Origin of the sequence: Streptomyces sp. NBC_01471, assembly GCF_041438865.1 — a bacterium.
Taxonomy (GTDB): Bacteria; Actinomycetota; Actinomycetes; order Streptomycetales; family Streptomycetaceae; genus Streptomyces.
In genome coordinates this window covers 3,561,214-3,581,593 of the sequence record NZ_CP109450.1, presented here as the reverse complement: position 1 = coordinate 3,581,593, position 20,380 = coordinate 3,561,214, and the positions used below count along the sequence as shown (strand labels likewise).

The following is a 20,380-nucleotide window of genomic DNA, read 5'->3' as shown; positions in this document are numbered from 1 at the left end:
CTCGGGGCTCAGAACTGAGCGTTGCGGCCTTAAAATCTGAGGGTCGACCAAGGCGAGCCAGGAAAGTAGGGGGAGCCGGTGCCCGTCCGTAAGCCGCCCACCGCCCGCCAGCGGCGGCTCGGCGCTGAGCTCCGGCGTATGCGGGAGCATGTCGGGCTGTCGCTCACCGATGCTGCCGCGCTGCACCGCGTGGACAAGACCGCGATCAGCAACACCGAGTCCGCGCGATTCGGCGTCAGCGCTGACCGGGTACGCGTCTGGGCGAGCAACTACTCCTGCCCCGACCAGGCTTATGTGGACGCCCTGGCGGACATGGCCCGCGAGCGCGCCGGGTCGAACTGGTGGGACGAGTTCCGGGACTCGATTGCTTCGTTCATGCTGGACCTGGTGGAGGTTGAGCATCATGCCATCGCCCTGCGGCACGTGCAGATCACCCATCTGCCCGGTCTGTTGCAGCATGAGGACTATGCCCGCTCCGTGTTCGGGGAGGCGGTACCGCCGTTGACCCGGGAGGCGATGGATCTTCATGTGGATTTCCGGATGCGTCGTCGGGCACTGCTCGACCGGCCGAGTCCGCCAGACTGTTCGTTCCTCCTTCACGAGGCCGCGCTGAGGATGCTGTTCGGCAGCGGAGCGGTGGTGAGGAAACAGCTGGAGGAGTTGCTGAAGTACTCGGAACGGGAGGAGGTGACGCTGCGCGTCATCCCTTTCGCTGCTGGAGGATTCCCCAGTGCCGGGAGCTCGACGATGTACGCGAATGGACCGGTCCGGCAGCTCGACACGGTGCAGATCGATGTGCCCGATGGCCTCACGCTTCTTGATGCCGAGACTCATCTGACGAACTACCGTGCCGTGTTGGATCGTATGGAGGCGCGATCGCTGGAGCCGGGGCGGTCACGTGACTTCATTCGCAAGGTGCTGCAAGAGCTATGAGAGTTGGAGGATCGTGGAAATTCAGTGGCGCAAGTCATCGTTCTCGGAACAAGCGGGCAACTGCCTCGAACTTGCCGTTGTCGACGGCGATGTCCTCCTCAGGGAGAGCGATGACCCTGCGGTGATCGTCCGGACGACTCCCGCGAAGCTGGCAGCGTTCCTGGCAGGAGCCAAGTCCGGCGAGTTCGACGACCTGGTCTGAGGGAGGGGAGCCCTCCCCTGCATATGCCAGTCCGCGGTTCTCGTGCATCAACATTGATGCAGCAGCATCTTTGTGGCTACCCTTGACTTCGTTCGGTAGCCACATGGTTACTTTCTGGACCTGAAGTGCCCCGGCGGTGTCATCAGCACCCCGGGGCATGGCCAGCGCCCCCGAGGAGCGTCAGCATGTTTCACCGTATCCGTACCTGTCTCGCGCGAACGCGCGTACCTCTGATTCGTTTGTCCCCGGCACGCTTTCTGCGTCCACTCGCGTCCCGGCCCGCATCCGAATCCGCGCCGGGAGTCGGCGCCCGCGCTCCGCTCTCGACCGCGTACCCGTCGCAACACCCCTTGCGCCTCACCCGTACCCGCCCTCTCATTCCCGACGCCGGGCGCCGCACTCGACGTACCGCGATGCGGCTCGCGCTCGACGGGATCGTGGTCATGGCGGGGGTGGGTCAGGCGTACAGCGTCGGCACCCTCGTGTTCCGGACGACGGGAGCGGCAACCTGATGAGTGCGGACCAGGTACGTGTGAGCCGGGTGCCCAGCAAGCCGGTGCGGCGGGAGGCGGACGGGTCGCTCTCCATTGACCTGTGGCTGCGGCGCGACGGGGCGTTCGAGGCCGACGCCGTGCTGAGACTGACGCCTGCTGAGGCCGAGACGCTGCACGCCCAGCTGTGTTACGCGCTCGATGACGCCACGGCTTCGCTGATCACCCCGGCGGCGAACCGGCCGGATTGCCGCAAGGGGGCCCTCGTCACGCGCCGCCAAGCCTGACGGCGCCAAATCCCGTGCCCCACCGTCGAGGTGTGGGGCACGGGTGGGCGTCGGCTAGCGCTTCACGGCGCGCAGGATCACGAACTTCGGGTTGCTCGTGATCACACGGCAGTTGGCGAAGGTGCTTTGGAGCACGGCGCAGTAGCTATGGAATCGTCCACCACCCGTTTCGTGCGCTCCGTGCAGAATTTGCCCGCTGTGCCCCTTCTGTTGGCCCTGCCTGGCTACTCTCCAGTCGCCCCGGCCCGGCACAGGAGAGGCACGTTCATGAGCACCCCGGTCCACCGCACCCCAACTCGGCAGTCCGTAACTGCCCTGGCCCAGCGCCGGGACCGGATGCGGGCCGGGAGCCCGTCCCGCAGCTCGGCGGAGCGCGCCCTCCTTCAGATCCAGTCCAGCGCGGGCAACCGGGCCGCGACCGCGGCTGTGCAGCGGGCCAGGGGCACGGCGAAGGGAAAGGGCACCGGGGGCACGGCGAAGGGAAAGGCACCGGAGAAAGGCAGCGCGACCACCGGATCGAAGAGCTATCGCGACCGGATCGCCGCGGTCCTCGACAGGCTCAAGAAGAATCTCGAATTCATCGACACCTTCGTCAAGGGCGTCCAGGTCCCTGCCAACGCCGGCTTCTCCCAGCAGGCCTCCGCCACGGTCGACGAAGGCCTCAAACACTCCGCAGGCTCGTCGGGGACCGCCGCCGCGTCGGAGAACCTCGTCACGGAGACCGCCGGTGCCGTGCTCAGTGGCATGGAGGCGGCCAAAGCCAGGAAGGACGCCGAGAAGTACGGAAGCGGGGCCGCCTTCCACGGAGCGGACAAGAAGGCCAACTCCAAAACGGCTGACGCGGTCGTCAGCGCCGCCGGCGCGGGAAACTACGCCCTCGGCATCGCCAAGGAGCTGACCAAGGCCCAGCAGGCGGCGCATGCCATGACAGCGGCCGAGGCGAGCGGTATCGGCTCCAGCGCTTTCGGCGCGGTGAAGGGCGCCCGTGCGGCGGGCCGCTTCGGCCTGACGGCCCGCAAATACAGTGCCCTGAAGGGGCTCACGAAGCCCGACCGCACCGACGACGGGGCGCTGGCCCGGCTGAACCAGAGCCGGCAGGAAGCCGAATGGGCCGCGGCCGAGGCATACGTCGCGCTGGACGCCCACTGGGACCACGAGGGCGATGGCCGGCTGGAGCGTGTTTCCGAGGCCATCGACGCGGCCTGGGCAGCGATGGGTGAGGCCCGTGACGCCGCCAGAGACGTCCGGCGCGCCGAAGACGTGAACACGATGGACGCGGTGCACACGTACGCGCTCGGCAAGCAGCGCAACAAGATGGGCAAGCAGGCACTCACCGCCGTGGGCGAGTCCACCAAGGCCGCGGGCGGCATCGTGACGGCGGTCGCCGCCACAGCGGGGGGAGCCGGGCTGGCGAGCAACCCGGTCGGCTGGGGCCTCGCCGCGGGTGCGGCCGGCCTCATCCTCGGCGTCACCGCCTACAAGGCAGGCCGCGCGGGCATGAAGCGCTACGAAGGGGCCCGCCACCCGGAACGCTGGGCGGCGGACGACACCCCGGCGGAGCCCGCCTCCCGCGAGGACGCGCTGAAGGAGGCCCTGAAGTTCTGGAAGAAGGTGCAGAACGGTGAACGCCAGGCCATGGCGCGAAAACTGTACGGATTGGCCGCGGGCGCGGACATCAACGGGAGCGGCGACACCGCGGCCGACATGCGGGACTCCGCCAGAGCCCTTCTCATCGCTCTCAAAGCGGGCCCGGCCAACCACCGGCTGACCCCGGACGAGTGGGCCGGCTCCCTCAACGACCCGGCGAAGAGCGCCGCCTGGGTCAAGGAGATAGCGGAACAGCTGTCCTCGGCCTGAGCTTCCGGCGAGGACGGACTGCCTTGCGGGCCCAGCCCGGCCACTGGCCGGTTCGCCCCAGGTGGCAGTGACTTCCCTGGTGGGGCTACCGCTTCACGGCCCGCAGGATCACGAACTTCGGGTCGCTCGTCACCACCCGGCAGTTGCCGAAGGTGCGCTGGAGCATGACGTGGTAGCTGAGGTGCCGGTTGCCGACGACCCACAGCTCGCCTCCCGTCCGCAGGGCCTCGCGCGCCCCGCGGAACATCCGCCGGGACGTCTGGTCGCTGGTCGCCTGGTGGGTGTGGAACGGGGGGTTGTTCAGTACGAGGTCGACCGAGCCCGCCGCGACGCCCGCGAAGGTGTCGCCGATGCGGAACTCGGCCGGGGCGTCGGGTCCGAGGTTCTTGCGGAAGGTCGCCTCCGCCGACGCGACCGCCTGGAACGACTCGTCGGTGAAGACCACTTCGGCCCGCGGGTTCGCCAGCGCGACGGCGGTGCCGACGACGCCGTTGCCGCAGCCCAGGTCCACCACCCGCTCCGGGCCCTCGTGCTGCGGCAGGTGCGGCAGGAAGAACCGGGTGCCGATGTCGAGGCGTTCGGCACAGAACACCCCGGCGTGGTTGACGACGGTCCGCCCCGATGCGGCCCCGATGCCGGTGGGCAGGTCGTAACTCCTCGGCCAGGGGCTGGGGCCCGGGGCGAGCGACGGGTCGGGGGTGCAGAAGATCAGCCGGGCCTTCTTCACCGCGAGGGACGTCTTCGTGTCCCCGATGATCTGCTCGAAGAGCTTCAGGGTCGAGGTGTGGATCTCCTTGACCATGCCGGTGCCGACGACGACGGTCCCCGCGTGCACGGCGGGCGCGAGCCGGTGCAGCTGGTCCTCCAGGAGCGCGAGGCTCTTCGGGACCCGGACGATCAGCAGATCGATCCGCTCGGGCGGGGCGTCCTGGGTGGAGAGCAGCCGCACGGCGCCGGCGCCGAGGCCGTTCCGCTCCAGATTGGCCCGGGTCGCCTCCTGACCGAGGAAGGAGTCGGTGATCTGGACGACCTCGCCGGCTGTGTCCTCGGCGGCGCCCGCCCCGGCCAGCGCGGTGGTGAGAGCGCCCCACCGGTCACCCGCCACGACGGTGGTTCCCGGGCCGGTGCCCGCAGCGATCCCGTTCTCCTCCAGATGGCGCAGGAGATATTCGTCAGCGGCGTCCCAGGCGCGCAGCTGGTCGCGGGGGTCCTCCGGGAAGCGGGTGAGGGCGAGCGAGCCTGATGACGTCGGCAAATGGTTCATTGCCGACCAGGCTAGCCGCCTCAGGAGGCGGCCGTCTTCTCGGCCAGTTTCTGGAATTCGCCCAGGTCGTAATTTGCCAGGGCGGAATCGAGGTTGGTGAGTGCGCCCAGGTGCTCGACGAAGCCCTTGGGGTCGTACTCGATCTGGAGCGTCACCCGGCTCGTCGTGTCGGTGAGGCGGTGGAAGGTGACCACACCCGCGTGGTGGACCCCCTCGGTGGTCCGCCAGGCGATCCGGTCCTGCGGTACGACCTCGGTGAGTTCGGCGACGAAGTTCTTGTCGGCACCGGGCAGTGAGAGCTGCCAGGCGAACCGCTTTTCGTCGATCGGCTCGACGAGGCGCACGTGACTCAGGAAGGCGGGCCAGCGGCTGACGTCGCTCCACAGCGCCCAGCTCACGGCGACCGGGGCGTTGATGTCCACGGCTTCGATCAGCGATGACGACATGTGTGCCTCTCCCTTGCGTCTTTCTTGCGTCTTTCGTTGGCTCGTCCTTCTCGGGACCGGCTACCCGGAGACTGATCGGCCACACGGAGCGGCTGCGCAAGCCAGGCTTCGGGACCGGCCGGCCGGGCCGCTCCGGATGTGCGTCCTGTGCGGCGGGTCTTCCCGGCGGGCACGGACTGCCTGCGGAGCATGCCGCCATTTCCGTTGGAGCTCTTCCACCGGGACGAATCGGCGCCGGGCGGCGAGCGGCCGCACCTCGGCGATCTCGTTGCCGTTACGAGTGATGTGGTACGTCTCACCTGCCCCGACGTCGTCGAGTACCGCCTTGGAGCGCGCAGTGAGTTCCCGTTGGGTGATGGTCTTCATGAAGTCACTGTGTCGCGGCGTAAGGCAACGTGCTACGGCGTTGCATCCGGCGAGGGGGCCGAGCCGCTCGACGAGGAGTCCGGGCGCTCCGGGGAACCGGACTGGCCAGAGGTGTTCGAGGCGCCCGGTGTCGCCGGTGCCGCCGGTGAGCCGTCCCCGGCCGGGTCCCTGGAGCCGGGGGTGGAGTGGGACGCCGGGCCCTTCGACGCGGTGCCCGTGTTCATGACCGCGTACACCGAGCCGCCCGCGCCGACCGCCACGATCAGGGCCACCACGACCAGGGCGAGCGTCCAGCGGCTGTTGCGGTCCGGTGGTTCGGGTATCGGCACCGGGGTGTAGTAGCGGTACCCGGGCCGCGGCCGGGGCGGGGGCAGCGGACAGCAGTCGTACGGGGGAGGGGAGGCGGACGGCGGGGCGGGAGTCTCCGCCTCCAGTAACTTCACCGCATGGCGCCCCAGTTGGGCGACGAGTGGTCCGGGAAGCCAGGGGTCGTCCGCCGCGGGCTCGTCCGTACGTTCCAGGATCCGCGCGAGCGTGGGCCGGGCGGCCGGGTCCCTGTGGAGGCAGCCGGCCACCAGATCCCGCAGGCCCTCGGGGAGTCCGCCGAGATCCGGCGGCTCCTGCGCTGTCCGGAACGTCAGCGCGTGCGCCCCACTCCCGGCGGTGCCGAACGGCATGGCTCCGCAGGACGCGTACGCCAGGACCGAGCCGAGACAGAAGACGTCGGAGGCGGGAGTGGGCCGGTCGCCGCGTATCTGCTCGGGGGTCACGAACTCGGGCCTCATGAACTCGGAGGCCATGAATCCGGGCGCCGTGAACTCGGGGGAGCCGTCCGGCGCGGCCGTCCGGCGCGGGCCGCCGTCCGTCATCGTCCCCAGCGCGCGGGCGATCCCGAAGTCGATGACGCGCGGTCCGTCGATGGTGACCAGCACGTTCGACGGCTTGAGGCCGCGGTGGACCAGGCCGGCCGCGTGGATGTCCGCCAACGCGTGGGCCAGGCCCGAGCCGAGTATCCGTACCGACTGCTCGGGCAGCGGGCCGTGCGTGCCGGAGACCACGGAGTGGAGGCTGAGGCCCGCGACGTATCCGGTGGCGACCCAGGGGGCCGGCGCCCCGGTGTCCGCGTCCAGGACCGGAGCGGTCCACGGCCCCGGGACCCGCCGCGCCGCCCGCACCTCCAGCCGGAGGCGGTCGCGGAAACCGTCGATCCCGGCCAGTTCCTCCCGTACGACCTTGACCGCGACGGTACGGCCACGGTCCGAGCGCGCCAGATAGGTCTGGCCCGTCCCGCCCGCGCCGAGCCGCGCCAGCACCCGGTATGCGCCGATATGGTGTGGATCGCCCGGCCGGAGTTTCTCCATGCCTGTGCCGCCTCCCCGGGGCGGCGCCACCGCGCGCGCCCCACTGGAGGCGAGGATAGTGCGCCCCTGCCGCGCGCCGGTATGACCGGGAGATCCGGGCCCGCGACCGCTCCGCAACGGCCGCCGCCCCTTCTGTGACGGCCTCCCACCGCCTCGCATCGGCCCCCCCCTGCGGTCCCACGGGCTGTCGCCGGGCGGTCGTCGGGAGGGCGGGCGGCAATGCGACACCCTGCCGACCAATCCCGCCGAGTCCATACAAGTTGGCCATGTGCGTCCCGACTCCTGGCTCTCTAGGCTGGGGCGTATGACCCCTCAGAGCCCGCAGCCCGATCCCCGTGCAGGTGCGGCCGTCAAGGCCGCCGACCGTGCGCATGTGTTCCACTCCTGGTCCGCCCAGGACCTGATCGACCCGCTCGCCGTCGCCGGTGCCGAGGGTTCGTACTTCTGGGATTACGAGGGCAACCGGTACCTCGACTTCGCCAGTGGTCTCGTCTTCACCAACATCGGCTACCAGCACCCGAAGGTCGTCGCCGCGATCCAGGAGCAGGCGGCGAAGATGACGACGTTCGCCCCCGCCTTCGCGATCGAGGCGCGCTCCGAGGCCGCACGCCTCATCGCCGAGCGCACCCCCGGTGACCTCGACAAGATCTTCTTCACCAACGCCGGTGCGGAGGCCGTCGAGAACGCCGTCCGCATGGCCCGGCTGCACACCGGCCGGCCGAAGGTGCTGAGCGCCTACCGCTCGTACCACGGCGGCACCGTCACCGCGATCAACCTCACCGGTGACCCGCGTCGCTGGGGGTCGGACACGGCATCGGCCGGTGTGGTGCACTTCTGGGCGCCGTTCCTCTACCGTTCGCCGTTCTACGCGACCAACGAGGCCGAGGAGTGCGCCCGCGCCCTCCAGCACCTTGAGGACACCATCGCGTTCGAGGGTCCGCAGTCGGTCGCCGCGATCACCCTCGAAACCATCCCGGGCACGGCGGGCATCATGATCCCGCCGCCCGGCTACCTCGCGGGCGTCCGGGAGATCTGCGACCGCTACGGCATCGTCTTCATCCTCGACGAGGTGATGGTGGGCTTCGGCCGGACCGGGTCCTGGTTCGCCGCCGACCTCTTCGACGTCACCCCGGACCTGATGACCTTCGCGAAGGGCGTCAACTCGGGGTACGTCCCGCTGGGCGGCGTCGCGATCTCCGGCGAGATCGCCGAGACGTTCGCCAAGCGCCCCTACCCGGGCGGGCTCACCTACTCCGGCCACCCGCTGGGCTGTGCGGCAGCCGTCGCGACGATCAAGACCATGGAGGAGGAGGACATCGTCGGCCGGGCCGCCCGCCTCGGCACCGACGTCCTGGCCCCGGCCCTCGCTGACCTGGCCGCACGGCACCCGTCGGTCGGCGAGGTGCGCGGCGTGGGCGCGTTCTGGGCGCTGGAGCTGGTACGGAACAGGGAGACGCACGAGCCCCTGGTCCCGTACAACGCGACGGGCGAGGCCAACGCGCCGATGGCCGCGTTCGGCGCGGCCGCGAAGAAGCGCGGCCTCTGGCCCTTCATCAACATGAACCGCACGCATGTGGCGCCCCCGTGCAACATCACCGACGCGGAGGCCAAGGAGGGCCTGGCGGCCCTGGACGCGGCGCTCTCGGTGGCCGACGAGTACGTGGTCGCGTAGCGGACGTCTCAACTTCCCGGGGACGCTGAGACGTTCGGTGCCTCAGCGTCCCCCGCACGTCCTGCGGTACGGCGTCGTCGGCAGGTAGGCCCGTTCGGCACCGAGCTGCCCCCGGACCTGATCCGCGGCCGGATCCGCGCCGCACGGCGGATCGTGGTCGTCTCCGACCTGCCCGGCCAGCCGCTTGACTCCGGCCCCCGGGAGTCAGTGAAGCGCCGCACGCTGCGCACCTACTTCGTGAGCTGCGGCAGCAGGAAGATCACCTCGGCCCTGGTCACCGTCTACGCTCGCCCCGGAGGCTGCCCGCACGCCGGGGTCTCCCGTTGGATCGGCCCGGATCCAGCCGGAAGATCCGGGCCGTAGGGTGTCCGGAGTCGGACGAGGGGAAACAAGACCATGCCCGCGAGCGGAGCGGTGACCCGCAGTACTCTGCGGCAGCAGATCGCCGACGCGCTGCGTGACGAAGTGCTTGCGGGCCGTCTTCAGCCGGGCGAGATCTTCACCGTCAAGCAGATCGCCGAAGGGTACGGGGTCTCGGCGACCCCGGTCCGTGAGGCACTCGTCGAGATGGCCGCGCAGGGGCTGCTCGACTCGGACCAGCACAAGGGGTTCCGGGTCCACCAGTTCTCGGTCGACGACTACTGCGCCATGGTCGAGGCCCGCTCGCTGATCGTCGACGGGATCTTCCGGCGGCTCGCGCTGCGGGGCGTGGCGGGCGAGCCGCTGCTGTCCGTACGCCGCCGGGCCGAGGAGGCCGGGCAGGCCGCGCGGACCGGCAGTCTGGAGATCCTCATCGGGTACGACCTGCGGTTCTGGCGGGAGCTCGGCGCGCTCACCGGCAACCGCTACATCTCCGACTTCCTGCACCGGCTGCGCGTGCAGTGCTGGGTGTTCGCCGTGCCGTATCTGCGCGGACGCACCGGGTCGGCCGACTGGCTGTGGCAGGGACACGAGGAACTGGTCGACGCGGTGACGAGCGGCGACGGCGACCAGGCGCACGCGCTGATCGACGCGTACGACGCGCACGCCGTCCGCTGGGCGCGGCAACTGCGCGCCGACAGCGCGGCCCCGCCCCCCGACGGTGCGCGCCGGGAGGACGGGCCGTCCGCGCGGGGGGACCGGCCGTCCGTACCCTCGTCCGGCGGGGACGCCCGGTGAGTGTGGTGGAGCCGCGGGCGGCGGAGCCGGCGGTCGAGCTGTCCGTCGTCGTGCCCGCGTACAACGAGGAAGGGCGCCTCGGCCCCACGCTGGACGCCGTCCGGACGTATCTGGACGGGCGGTCCGGCAGCTGGGAGCTGGTGGTCGTCGACGACGGTTCGGCGGACGGCACCGCGCGCATCGCCCGCGAGGCAGCCGCCGCCGACCCCCGGGTCCGGCTGGTCAGCAGCCCCGGCAACCGCGGCAAGGGGCACGCCCTGCGGCTCGGTGTGGCCGCGTCGGAGGGCATACGGGTGCTCGTCACCGATGCCGATCTGGCCACGCCCATCGAGGAGTTGGACCGGCTCACCCAGGAGCTGGAGGCCGGTCACGAGGCCGCGGTCGGCTCCCGGGCGCACCCCGACTCCAGCGTCGAGGTGCACCAGGGGCGGCTGCGCGAATGGATGGGGCGGATGGGCAACCGGCTCATACGGGCCGTCGCCGTCCCCGGCATCCGCGACACCCAGTGCGGATTCAAGCTCCTGGACGGCGACAAGGCGCGCGAGGCGTTCGCCGACGCGCGGCTCGACGGGTGGGGCATCGACGTCGAGATACTCCAGTACTTCCGGCGCCAGGGGTGGGCGGTCGCCGAGGTCCCGGTGCGCTGGTCGCACCAGGAGGGCTCCAAGGTCGGGCCGCTCGACTATCTTCGGGTCCTCGCGGAGCTGATCCGGCTGAAGGCCCGCGCGGTGCGCCGCACCGACCTGGCGGTCTGCGGCCTGTTCGTGCTGGCGTCCGTCCTGCTCTACAAGAACCTCTGGGCCGACCTCGGCCATGGATACCTCCGCGACTCACTCCAGGACCAGAACCAGTGGGAGTGGTTCTTCGCGGTCACCGCGGACAACATCGCGCATCTGCACAACCCGCTCTTCACCACCGCGCAGAACTTCCCGGCCGGGGTGAACCTCATGGGCAACACCCCCATGCTGGGACTCTCCGTCCCGCTCACGCCCGTGACGCTGGCCTTCGGGCCGACCGTGACCTGGGCGCTGGTGCTGACCGGCGGGCTCGCCGCGACGGCCGCCGCCTGGTACTGGCTGATCGCCCGGCGCCTGGTCCGCAACCGGTGGGCGGCCGCGCTCGGCGCGGCGCTCGCCGCCTTCGCCCCGCCGATGATCTCGCACGGCAACGCGCACCCCAACTTCCTGGTGCTGTTCATGATCCCGGTCATCATCGACCGGGCGCTGCGGCTCGCCGGAGGGGAGCACGTCGTACGGGACGGGGTGCTGCTCGGCCTCTTCGCGACGTACCAGGTCTTCCTCGGCGAGGAGCCGTTCCTGCTGGCGGCCCTCGGGATGCTGCTCTTCGCCCTGGCCTACGGGCTGCTGCGCAGAGACGTGGCACGGGCGGCGTGGCGCCCGCTGCTCAAGGGGCTCGGGGTCGCCGCGCTCACCGCGCTGCCGCTGGTCGCGTACCCGCTGGGCTGGCAGTTCTTCGGCGCGCAGAGCTACCACAGCGTGCTGCACGGGAACAACGCGGGCAACAGCCCGCGCGCCCTGGTCGAGTTCTCCGGACGCGCCCTGTTCGGCAGTGACGCGACCGCCGACAAACTGGCGCTCAACCGGACCGAGCAGAACGCCTTCTACGGCTGGCCGCTGGTGGCGCTGGCCTTCGCGATCACCGTACGGCTGTGGCGCCACGCGCTGGTCAAGGCGCTGGCGTTCACCGCGGTGGCCGCGGCGGTGCTCTCGCTGGGCCAGAAGATCCGCATCCCGTACACCGATGTGGTGTTCCCGGGACCGTGGCGGCTGCTGGCGCACCGGCCGCTCTTCGAGTCGGTGATCGAGGGGCGGGTCGCGATGATCTGTGCTCCGGCGCTCGGCGTGCTGGTCGCGCTGGCCGCCGACGGGCTGATCCGCACCCGCGTCCGCGCGTACCGCGCCTACCGCGTCTTTGGGGGGTTGGCCGTCGCGGCCGCGCTGGTCCCGATCGTGCCCACCCCGATGCCGGTGCAGACCCGCCCGGACGTACCCGCGTTCATCGCCGACGGGCTCTGGAAGAAGTACGTGGGCCCCGGCGAGTCCGTGGTCCCGGTACCGCTGCCCGACCCGGGCAGCGCGGAGGCCCTGCACTGGCAGTCGGCCACCGGGGTCCGCTTCCCGGTACCCGGCGGCTACTTCAACGGCCCGTACGGGACGGACCGCACGGGCATCTACGGGGCGCCGCCCCGCTACACGTCGAACCTCTTCCGGGACGTCCGCTACGGCGCGAAGATCCCGGAGATCGGCCCCAACTGGCAGGCGCAGGCGCGGTACGACCTGGCGTACTGGAAGGCCGGGGTGGTCGTCATCCCGCCCGAGGACAACGACGCGGCGCTGTACGTCACCGTGGAGAAACTGCTCGGCCGGCCGGGGCAGCGGATCGGCGGCGCGTGGGTCTGGCCCCTGGGTAAGGACGGCAGCACGGCGGCACCGGCGCATTAGGGCGGCGCGCGCCGGGCGCGGCGCCGCGGACACGCCCCGGGGCGGCCCCGGCGCATCCAGGAAGGCCCCGGTGTACCGGGCGCGGCCCCGGCTCCGCGCGACGGTCTGCGGCGCCGGGGGCCGCCCGGCCCCGGACGGCCGGGGACGCCGGGACGACCGGGGGTCTTCGCGCAGCGTGAACCGAGCATTACGCTGGCCGGACAAGCCCGCTCGGGGGGTGACCCCCGACCCCCGCTAGGAGCCCCGTTGGCCTGTGACCTGTGGCTGGTCCCCCTCGTCGATGTGCTGTGCCACAGCCCCGACAACCCCTTCGCGGAAGAGATAGCCGTCTACGACAAGGCACTCGGCGAAGCCGGTCTGCCGTCCGTACCCGTCTTCGCCTATATGCCGGGCCTGTCCGGCGATGTGGCCCCGGTGGCCGGATTCGACTACGACGCCCTGCACTTCCTGCGGCGCGCGTACCTCCTGAAGGTCTGCGGCCTGGAGGTCGCACCGGTCGACCACCTGGGCGGTGACTACGAACAGCTCCTGGAGATGTTCGAGTCCACGGCGCAGCAGTCCCATCTGGTGTGGCACTACGACCACGCGGGGGCCTACGTCCCGGTCGACTTCGGCGCACCGCTGTCCAACGACGAACTCCTTGAGGGCGGCGGCCCGCTGGGCTCCGCCCACGGTCTCCTCCGGGAGCTGGAGGTGGTGGCCGGGTCCATCGGTATCGACGCGGCGAACCCTCCGGCGGCACCGCAGGCCCCGTCCCGTCCGACGTCGCTGGAGGAACCGGCAGGTCCGGTCCCGTCCGACGACAGCCCGTTCGCCCGGGAACGGCACGTGTGGCTGGGACTGCACGCGGCTGCCACGCGCAGTCTCGCGCAGGGGTCGATGATCGTCTTCAGCTGACCGGGGGAGTGCCGGGACGCGGCGGCGGAGGGCTCCCCCGGGGGGAGCCCTCTCCGCTTCTCCCGCACCCCCCTCGCCTCCCCCTCCCGCTTCTTCCGACACCCCGGCGGCGCCCCGTGGTCCGGGGCGGCGCGCGGTCGGCCGTACGCTTCGGGGCATGCGTGTACTTGTCACTGGAGGCGCGGGTTTCATCGGCTCGCACATCGTCGCGGACCTGACCGCCCGAGGGCACGAACCGGTGGTGTTCGACGCCCTGTTGGCCGCGGCGCACGCCCAGCGGCCGTCCCCCGGCGGCGCGGAGTGGATCGAGGCCGACGTCCGTGACCGGCCCGCGGTGGAGAAGGCGCTGCGCGGTGTGGACGCGGTCTGCCACCAGGCGGCGATGGTCGGCCTGGGCAAGCACTTCGCCGACGCGCCGGACTACGTGAGCTGCAACGACCTCGGTACCGCCGTGCTGCTGGCGGCCATGGAGGGCGCGGGCGTGCGCGATCTGGTGCTGGCGGGGTCCATGGTGGTGTACGGGGAGGGCCGTTACGACTGCGCCCGCCACGGCGTCGTCCGCCCCGGCCCGCGCGCACTCGCCGATCTCGAAGCGGGCCGGTTCGAGCCCGTCTGCCCGCAGTGCGGTGACGACGTGGCGCCGGGCCTGGTCACCGAGGAGGCGCCGACCGATCCGCGGAACGTGTACGCGACGACGAAGCTCGCTCAGGAGCACCTGGCCGCGGCCTGGGCGCGGGCGACCGGCGGCCGGGCCGTCGCGTTGCGCTACCACAACGTGTACGGGCCCGGAATGCCCCGGGACACCCCGTACGCGGGTGTGGCGTCCTTCTTCCGTTCGGCCCTGGCACGCGGCGAGGCGCCGGTGGTGTTCGAGGACGGCGGGCAGCGGCGGGACTTCGTCCATGTGCGCGACATCGCGTCCGCCAACACCGCGGCGCTGGAAGGCGTTTCGGGCCGTGCGGACGGTGAGCTGCGCGCGTACAACGTGGGCAGCGGGGAGCCGCACACCATCCTGGAGATGGCGCAGCAGCTCGCCACGGCGTACCCGGGGCCGGCCCCGCTGGTGACGGGGGAGTACCGGCTGGGCGACGTCCGCCACATCACCGCGTCCTCCCGCCGGATCCGGTCCGAGCTGGGCTGGCTGCCGTCGGTGCCGTTCACCGACGGGGTGGCGGAGTTCGCGCACGCGTCGATGCGTGCGTCGGCCGTGAGCCAGGGTGCGGACGAGCGGGGGACCCCGGCTGTGGACCCGGTGGTGGGACAGGACGCGGGCCCGGCCGCGAACCGGGTGGTGGGACAGGACACGGGCCCCGCTGTGGACCGGGCCGCGCGTCAGGACGTGCGCCCGGCCTGAGGCGCCCGGAACGCGGTGCCCCGCCCGGCGGGCCGCCGGGCGGGGTCGGCTGTGCCGTTGCACGGCCCTCGGCTAGGCGACTGCCACCACCTTCCGCCGGTGGGTCAGGACGAGGTGCGTCACGACCCCGAAGAGGAGCCCCCAGAACGCCGAACCGATGCCGAAGAGCGTGAGCCCGGAGGCCGTGGCGAGGAAGGTGATCAGGGCCGCCTCGCGGTCCTTCTCCTCCTTCACCGCACCCGTCAGGCTGCCCGCCAGCGCCCCGAGCAGGGCGACTCCTGCGATGGCCGCCACCAGCTCCTTGGGCAGCCCGGCGAACAGCGCCACCAGGGCCGAGCCGAACGCGCCGACGATCAGGTAGAACGCCCCGCAGGACACCCCCGCCACATACCGGCGCCGCGGGTCGCGGTGGGCTTCGGGACCGGTGCAGATCGCGGCGGTGATCGCGGCCAGGTTGATCGCGTGCGAACCGAACGGGGCCAGCACGGTGGAGACGACGCCGGTGGTGCCGATCAGCAGCCGGTCCTCGGGCTCGTACCCGGAAGCACTGAGTACCGCCATGCCCGGCGCGTTCTGGGAGGCGAGCGTCGCGAGGGTGAGCGGCACCGCGATGCCGACCAGTGAGGCCAGTGAGAAGTCCGGCGCGGTGAACACCGGCCGCGCCAGCTCCAGTCCACCGAGGTGGACATGGAGCCGCGAACCGGCCGCACTGGCCACCACACCCGCGACCAGGGCCACCAGGACCGCGTAACGCGGCAGCCACCGCTTCGCCAGCAGATAGCCGACGAGAACCGAACCGGCGATGTACGGGGCGGACTTGAGCGAGGTGAACGCCCCGGTACCGAACGAGAACAGGATGCCCGCGAGCATCGCGGAGACGACCGCGCCCGGGATCTGCCGCATCAGCCATCCGAACACGCCGGTCATCCCGACCAGCGCGATGACCACTCCGCTGACCAGGAAGGCCCCGATGGCCTCCGGGTACGCGTACGAGCCCAGGCTGGTGACCAGCAGTGCCGCGCCCGGCGTGGACCAGGCCGTGATCACCGGCATCCTGGTCCACAGGCTCAGGCCGATGCAGGTGACACCGCTGCCGATGGAGATCGCCCAGACCCAGGAGCTGGTCTGCGCGGAGTTCAGATGTCCGGAGGACGCCGCCGAGAGGACGATGACCAGCGGTCCCGAGTACGACACGACGACCGCCACGAGGCCGGCCAGCACCGCGGACACCGAGGCGTCGCGGAGCAGACCGCCGAACAGACCGGCGCGCCGGGCCGGTTCCTCCTCCGGTACCGCTTCTGCATCCGGCGCCGCTTCCTCCTCCAGTGGCCCTTCATGCTCCGGTACGGGGCCGGCCGGCTCCTCGGGCGGCGTGGGGCCCGCCGGTGGCGCGTCGTCGCGTGGGGCGGGGGTGGGGTGGCTCAATGGTCTTCCTTCACGGCCCGTTCCAGGGCCTGTTCGAGGTCGGCGACGAGGTCCGCCGGATTCTCCAGGCCGATGGACAGCCTCAGCATGTCCTTCGGCGAGGAGCTGTCCGGCCCTTCGAAGGTGTAACGGTGCTCGACCAGGCTCTCCACGCCGCCCAGCGAGGTGGCGCGGATGAAGAGTTCGCAGTACTTCGCCACGCGCAGCGAGGTCTGCCACTCTCCGGTCACGTGCAGGGACAGCATGCCGCTGAAACCCCCGGTCATCTGGCGGGCCGCGATCGCGTGGCCCGGGTCCGACGGCAGGCCCGGGTAGGCGACCTTCCTGATCAGAGGGTGGGCGGCGAAGTGCTCCGCGACGGTCATCGCGGTGGCGGAGATCTGGCGCATGCGGGGGAAGAGCGTACGCATCCCACGCATCAGCAGATACGTCTCCAGCGGGCCGAGGATCGGCCCGGTCAGCCTGCGGTGCAGACGCAGCCGTTCCCACACCGCCCCGCGCGCCTCGGTGGGTTCCGGCGCCAGCACGAGAAGCCCCGCCACCACATCGGTGTGTCCGTTGAGGTACTTGGTCCCCGAGTGCATGATCAGGTCGGCGCCGAGCTCGAAGGGGCGCGCATGCACCGGCGTCGGGACCGTGTTGTCCACACCGAACAGTGCTCCGCCACGGTGCGCGATCCCGGCCACCGCGCCGATGTCGGTCACCGTCCAGGTGGGGTTCGCGGGCGATTCGGCCCACACCAGGGCGGTGTCCTCGGCCCCGACCGCGGCGGCGATCGCGTCCAGGTCGTCCATGGGCACCCGGACGACGCGGAGGCCGCGCTCACCGCCGAACTCCAGCAGCCACTTCGTGAGACCGAAGTACATGGTCTGCGGCACCACGACCCGCGCGCCGGCCGGCAGCACCTGGAAGACAGCGGTGGCCGCGGCCATGCCGGACGAGAACACCAGCGCGTCGGAGCCGCCTTCGAGCCCCGCCACCACGGCCTCGGCCTGCTCGTAGGCGGGTGTTCCCTGATCCCGCAGATAGGCGAGACCGGCCGGGGTCCGGTACTCGGCGTCCCGGGCGTAGGTCGCGCCGAGCGAGATCGCGGGCGGTATCGCACCGGTGGTCGGGCTGCGCCAGCCGTCGCCCTGCGCGGCGTGGGTGTCGGCACGGTACTTCCGGGTCCAGGGGGTGTACTTCTCGCTGGTGCTCAACGGGTCCTCCTGATGTGTGACGGCAGTGCGGTGCTCAGGGCGAGTTCCGCGTCCATGAGGGCCCGGGACGGTGCGCCGGGCGAGGGCACGTAGTGGTTGTAGTAGCTCGACCCCTCGGTGTGCGGGCCCAGGAAGAACAGCCGCTGCTGCGGGGAGCCCGAGCGGTCGACACCCTGGCCCCGGCGGGTGACGTCGAGGCCGGAGAGCGGGGCGGCGGTACGGACGCGGCCCGCGGCGGCGAGCCGCCCGAGCAGCGAGTCCCCCACCCCGTCCGGAGCGGGTGAGGCCAGGTGCGCGTGGACCACGTGGTCCACCTCGACGGACGCGGGCCGCTCCAGACAGCTGGACTCCAGGCGCCACGGCCCGTGCCCCGAGGGCGCCACGACCCGGGGCGCCGGGCCGGGGCCGATGCGGACGACTCCGGCCGCCATCAGGGACAGCAGCTCCGCCGACCGCTCCAGCTGGGGCCCGATCACCAGACGGTTGACGGTGGGCGCGAACGTACCGAAGAAGAACGCCAGGGACCGGCTGTCGAGCCCCGGCGGATCGACGGCCGCCCGCAGGACGTCACGGTGGTCGCGCAGGACTTCGAGGGCCTCTTTCAGCGGACTCGCACCAAGACCTGCCCGCGCCTCGGCCAGGTCCTCGGCCACGCGGTCCGTGAACCACTGCTCGTACGACCGGTGTTCGGCCCAGCGGAGGGCGGGGGCAGGGGAGGGTCCGGTCGGGTCCGCGCTGTCCGAGGCCGGCCCGGCCGACAGGATGCCCGCCACCGGGGTCGGGCCGAAGCGTGCCCGCAGCTCCTCCAGTACCGTCTGGTGGCCGACCCGTCCGGTGCGGTCCGCCACCTCCCTTCCGGCCTCGGTGGCGTCGCCCGTCTCACCGGCCAACAGGGTCCGGTAGTAGGCGAGTTCCATCTCCACCACGACGAGCGGCAGGACGTCCCGGACGAAGTCGAGCCGCCCGCCGTCCCGTACCGCGTCCCGCCCGCCGATCCGTGCGCCGTCCCCTGGATCGGCCGTACGGAGCTGCGTCAGCCGTTGTTCGGTCAGAGCCAGCGGGGCGAAGCGCACCCGCCCCGGGTTGAGGCGGGGGCGGCTGCGCGCCGGTGTCCCGGAGCGGTTGGCGAGGACGATCACCGGTTCGCGCCCGCTCGGCACGTACCGCAGTCCGGACCCGTCCTTCACGTGCCGTCCGCCGCGGCCGAGGGTCAGGGTGGTGATGACGTCCATGGCGGTCAGCCCCGTGCCGAGGACGGCGACGCGTCCCCGCGCCGGGATGCTGTCCAGTGCCGAGGGCAGGGGGTAGGGCCGGGTGATCAGCCCCGGCTCCGGCTCGGGTTCGGCGGGCAGGTAGAGCGCGTGGTGCCCCACGGTGACGAACACGGCGTCGGCCCCGAAACGGCTGCCGTCGGCCAGGACGACGATCTCCGTACCCCAACTGCCTCTCCTATGAGCCTCGTTGGAGCCCGCAGCACCGGGCCGGACGTCGACCGCCATCGTGCGGTGCCGGATCAGGGTGAGGCAGGCCGGGGCCGCGCCGAGTATCTCCTCGCCCGCCCAGATGAGGTACTCGCTCAGCAGCCTCCGCGGAAGGAAGTCGTTCGGCCGTATCTCCCGGCCCTCGCCCTGCCGGACGGTGAACCCGTCCTCCGCGACCCGCAGATCCCGCTCCCGGCACCAGGCGTGCAGGGACGGCCCGGCCAGCGGGACGGGACCGCGCACCATGTGCGCGTCGGGGAAGACCGACAGCTGGGAGCAGACGGTGTTGAGCAGCAGATGGTCGGGCTGGCCGGGTGTGTGGAATCCGGCGCCGGGGGGACGCGGGTCGACGACGTGGACGGTGACCGGGAACGGCTCGGTCAGGCAGTGGGCGATCAGCCGTTCCAGGATGCCCAGACCGCGCGGCCCGGCACCGATGACCGCGAGGGCCGTGGCGGCGGGCGGCCCGGTCTCCGCCGGCTTCACCGTTTCTGCCGGCTCCACCGTCCGTACCGGCTTCACCATCGGCTCGTCTCCCCGAAGAAGCCGGGGATCTCGATGGCCGTGCCGGCCCGCCGCGCCTCGTTCCTGACGAACGCGCCCACCGCGAGGTCCAGGACGCCGAGCCCGAACGGCGAGAAGATCACCGGACGGTCCGGATCGGGCACCACGTCGCCCGAGAGCACCCCGGCGAGGGTGCCGTTCACGAACTCCCGCGATCCGGAGAGCTGTTCGGCGAGATGGGGCGAGGTGTTCGCCTTGAGGCAGTGCTCCACGTCGTCCAGGACGTTGTCCGCTGCGAGGATCACCTCGGGCGCGAGGTCGCGCAGCGAGATGTTGAGGACGAGCTGACCCGGCTTGAACGGAGTGCTGACGTACGGTTCGAGCGCGGTCGTGGCGAACACCACCGTCTCCGCCTCAAGGGCGGCGTGCAGGTCGGCGGTGAACTCGGCCGGCCGGTCCTGCGTGGTGCGGACGTGTCCGGCCAGGGCCTGGCCCGACGCCTCGTCCAGGTCGTGGACGAGGTAGGAGGCGGGCGCGCATCCGGAGGCGTGGAGGTAGTCGCAGATGTTGCGTGCGATGACGCCGCCGCCGATGACGGCGATCCGTGTTCCCGGGAAGCCGCCGGGGCGCAGCGCGTCGGCCGCGACCGCGGCGGACGCCGCCGTACGGGCCGAGCTGATGTTCGCGGCTTCGAGACAGGCGACCGGGTATCCGGTCTCGTAGTCGTTCAGGATGAGGACGGCGGACGCGCGGGGAATCCCCATCCGGGTGTTCCGCGGGAAGCTGGCGATCCATTTGATACCGGCGAGCTGGACGTCGTCACCCAGAAAGGCGGGCAGCGCGATGATCCGGGAATCCGGCTTGTCCGGGAAGCGCAGGAAGTAGCTGTCCGGGTTGACGGATTCACCGGCCGCGTGGGCCCGGTAGGCGGAAGCGACAATGCGGAGTACCGCCGCGCGCTCCTCGCTCAGAATCTCCCGTACGGTCCTGCCGGAGATGATGTCGAAGGTGTGCATGTTCT

At 71.5% G+C, this 20,380-nt stretch carries 17 protein-coding genes; 10 read left to right on the top strand and 7 right to left on the bottom strand.

Annotation, left to right across the window (positions count from 1 at the left end):
• Nucleotides 1-78 precede the first annotated feature (78 nt).
• The 5 genes from OG285_RS15655 to OG285_RS15635 all read left to right on the top strand — a co-directional run bounded on the left by OG285_RS15655 (nt 79) and on the right by OG285_RS15635 (nt 3,770).
• Nucleotides 79-933 (top strand): helix-turn-helix domain-containing protein, encoded by an 855-nt coding sequence (locus OG285_RS15655; protein ID WP_371791298.1) that lies wholly within the window; start codon nt 79-81, stop codon nt 931-933.
• A gap of 13 nt (nt 934-946) precedes the next feature.
• The gene (locus OG285_RS15650; protein ID WP_371791297.1) at nt 947-1,135 is read left to right on the top strand and encodes a DUF397 domain-containing protein; all 189 of its coding nucleotides are present in this window, start codon (nt 947-949) and stop codon (nt 1,133-1,135) included.
• Nucleotides 1,136-1,485: 350 nt separating this feature from the next.
• Nucleotides 1,486-1,647, top strand: a complete 162-nt coding sequence (locus OG285_RS15645) for a hypothetical protein (protein ID WP_371791296.1) — start codon at nt 1,486-1,488, stop codon at nt 1,645-1,647.
• Complete coding sequence (locus tag OG285_RS15640; RefSeq protein ID WP_371791295.1) at nt 1,647-1,913, top strand: hypothetical protein; 267 nt, start codon at nt 1,647-1,649, stop codon at nt 1,911-1,913. The genes OG285_RS15645 and OG285_RS15640 overlap by 1 nt, the downstream gene beginning before the upstream one ends.
• 267 nt (nt 1,914-2,180) lie before the next feature.
• Nucleotides 2,181-3,770, top strand: coding sequence for a hypothetical protein (locus tag OG285_RS15635; protein WP_371791294.1), 1,590 nt, complete (start codon nt 2,181-2,183; stop codon nt 3,768-3,770).
• Nucleotides 3,771-3,855: 85 nt separating this feature from the next.
• Here OG285_RS15635 and OG285_RS15630 read toward each other — a convergent pair whose 3' ends face one another.
• The 3 genes from OG285_RS15630 to OG285_RS15620 form a co-directional block, all read right to left on the bottom strand.
• Nucleotides 3,856-5,034: a methyltransferase gene (locus tag OG285_RS15630; protein WP_356826338.1), complete on the bottom strand. Its 1,179-nt coding sequence runs from the start codon at nt 5,032-5,034 to the stop codon at nt 3,856-3,858.
• 20 nt (nt 5,035-5,054) lie between these two features.
• Nucleotides 5,055-5,480 (bottom strand): SRPBCC family protein, encoded by a 426-nt coding sequence (locus OG285_RS15625; RefSeq protein ID WP_356826337.1) that lies wholly within the window; start codon nt 5,478-5,480, stop codon nt 5,055-5,057.
• Between the two features lie 398 nt (nt 5,481-5,878).
• Nucleotides 5,879-7,207: a serine/threonine-protein kinase gene (locus tag OG285_RS15620; protein WP_371791293.1), complete on the bottom strand. Its 1,329-nt coding sequence runs from the start codon at nt 7,205-7,207 to the stop codon at nt 5,879-5,881.
• 304 nt (nt 7,208-7,511) lie between these two features.
• On the opposite strand from OG285_RS15620, the gene OG285_RS15615 reads away from it, so the two are divergent.
• The 5 genes from OG285_RS15615 (at nt 7,512) to OG285_RS15595 (ending at nt 14,750) form a co-directional block, all read left to right on the top strand.
• Complete coding sequence (locus OG285_RS15615) at nt 7,512-8,879, top strand: aspartate aminotransferase family protein (RefSeq protein ID WP_356826335.1); 1,368 nt, start codon at nt 7,512-7,514, stop codon at nt 8,877-8,879.
• Nucleotides 8,880-9,275: 396 nt separating this feature from the next.
• Nucleotides 9,276-10,037 carry a GntR family transcriptional regulator gene (locus OG285_RS15610; RefSeq protein ID WP_371791292.1) on the top strand — a complete coding sequence of 254 codons (762 nt, stop codon included), beginning with the start codon at nt 9,276-9,278 and terminating at the stop codon, nt 10,035-10,037.
• A complete protein-coding gene (locus OG285_RS15605) occupies nt 10,034-12,499 on the top strand; it encodes a dolichyl-phosphate beta-glucosyltransferase (protein ID WP_371791291.1) in 2,466 nt (821 codons plus the stop codon). The genes OG285_RS15610 and OG285_RS15605 overlap by 4 nt, the downstream gene beginning before the upstream one ends.
• Nucleotides 12,500-12,745: 246 nt before the next feature.
• The gene (locus tag OG285_RS15600; RefSeq protein WP_371791290.1) at nt 12,746-13,396 is read left to right on the top strand and encodes a hypothetical protein; all 651 of its coding nucleotides are present in this window, start codon (nt 12,746-12,748) and stop codon (nt 13,394-13,396) included.
• Between the two features lie 157 nt (nt 13,397-13,553).
• Nucleotides 13,554-14,750 (top strand): NAD-dependent epimerase/dehydratase family protein, encoded by a 1,197-nt coding sequence (locus OG285_RS15595; protein ID WP_371791289.1) that lies wholly within the window; start codon nt 13,554-13,556, stop codon nt 14,748-14,750.
• A gap of 72 nt (nt 14,751-14,822) precedes the next feature.
• Here the strand turns inward: OG285_RS15595 and OG285_RS15590 are convergent, their stop codons facing one another.
• The 4 genes from OG285_RS15590 to sbnB all read right to left on the bottom strand — a co-directional run bounded on the left by OG285_RS15590 (nt 14,823) and on the right by sbnB (nt 20,375).
• A complete protein-coding gene (locus OG285_RS15590) occupies nt 14,823-16,010 on the bottom strand; it encodes a benzoate/H(+) symporter BenE family transporter (protein ID WP_371793544.1) in 1,188 nt (395 codons plus the stop codon).
• 161 nt (nt 16,011-16,171) lie between these two features.
• Nucleotides 16,172-17,374 (bottom strand): PLP-dependent aspartate aminotransferase family protein, encoded by a 1,203-nt coding sequence (locus OG285_RS15585; protein ID WP_371791288.1) that lies wholly within the window; start codon nt 17,372-17,374, stop codon nt 16,172-16,174.
• A complete protein-coding gene (locus OG285_RS15580) occupies nt 17,371-19,380 on the bottom strand; it encodes an FAD/NAD(P)-binding protein (RefSeq protein ID WP_371791287.1) in 2,010 nt (669 codons plus the stop codon). Before OG285_RS15580 ends, OG285_RS15585 begins: the two co-directional genes overlap by 4 nt.
• Nucleotides 19,374-20,375 carry a 2,3-diaminopropionate biosynthesis protein SbnB gene (sbnB, locus tag OG285_RS15575; protein WP_371791286.1) on the bottom strand — a complete coding sequence of 334 codons (1,002 nt, stop codon included), beginning with the start codon at nt 20,373-20,375 and terminating at the stop codon, nt 19,374-19,376. The genes OG285_RS15580 and sbnB overlap by 7 nt, the downstream gene beginning before the upstream one ends.
• Nucleotides 20,376-20,380: the final 5 nt, after the last annotated feature.

Bases quoted from the DNA above. Each gene is read 5' to 3' on its own strand.
- OG285_RS15640 (WP_371791295.1), top strand. From the start codon at position 1,647: ATGAGTGCGGACCAGGTACGTGTGAGCCGGGTGCCCAGCAAGCCGGTG.
- OG285_RS15635 (WP_371791294.1), top strand. From the start codon at position 2,181: ATGAGCACCCCGGTCCACCGCACCCCAACTCGGCAGTCCGTAACTGCC.
- OG285_RS15630 (WP_356826338.1), bottom strand. From the start codon at position 5,034: ATGAACCATTTGCCGACGTCATCAGGCTCGCTCGCCCTCACCCGCTTC.
- OG285_RS15625 (WP_356826337.1), bottom strand. From the start codon at position 5,480: ATGTCGTCATCGCTGATCGAAGCCGTGGACATCAACGCCCCGGTCGCC.
- OG285_RS15620 (WP_371791293.1), bottom strand. From the start codon at position 7,207: ATGGAGAAACTCCGGCCGGGCGATCCACACCATATCGGCGCATACCGG.
- OG285_RS15615 (WP_356826335.1), top strand. From the start codon at position 7,512: ATGACCCCTCAGAGCCCGCAGCCCGATCCCCGTGCAGGTGCGGCCGTC.
- OG285_RS15610 (WP_371791292.1), top strand. From the start codon at position 9,276: ATGCCCGCGAGCGGAGCGGTGACCCGCAGTACTCTGCGGCAGCAGATC.
- OG285_RS15595 (WP_371791289.1), top strand. From the start codon at position 13,554: ATGCGTGTACTTGTCACTGGAGGCGCGGGTTTCATCGGCTCGCACATC.
- OG285_RS15580 (WP_371791287.1), bottom strand. From the start codon at position 19,380: ATGGTGAAGCCGGTACGGACGGTGGAGCCGGCAGAAACGGTGAAGCCG.
- sbnB (WP_371791286.1), bottom strand. From the start codon at position 20,375: ATGCACACCTTCGACATCATCTCCGGCAGGACCGTACGGGAGATTCTG.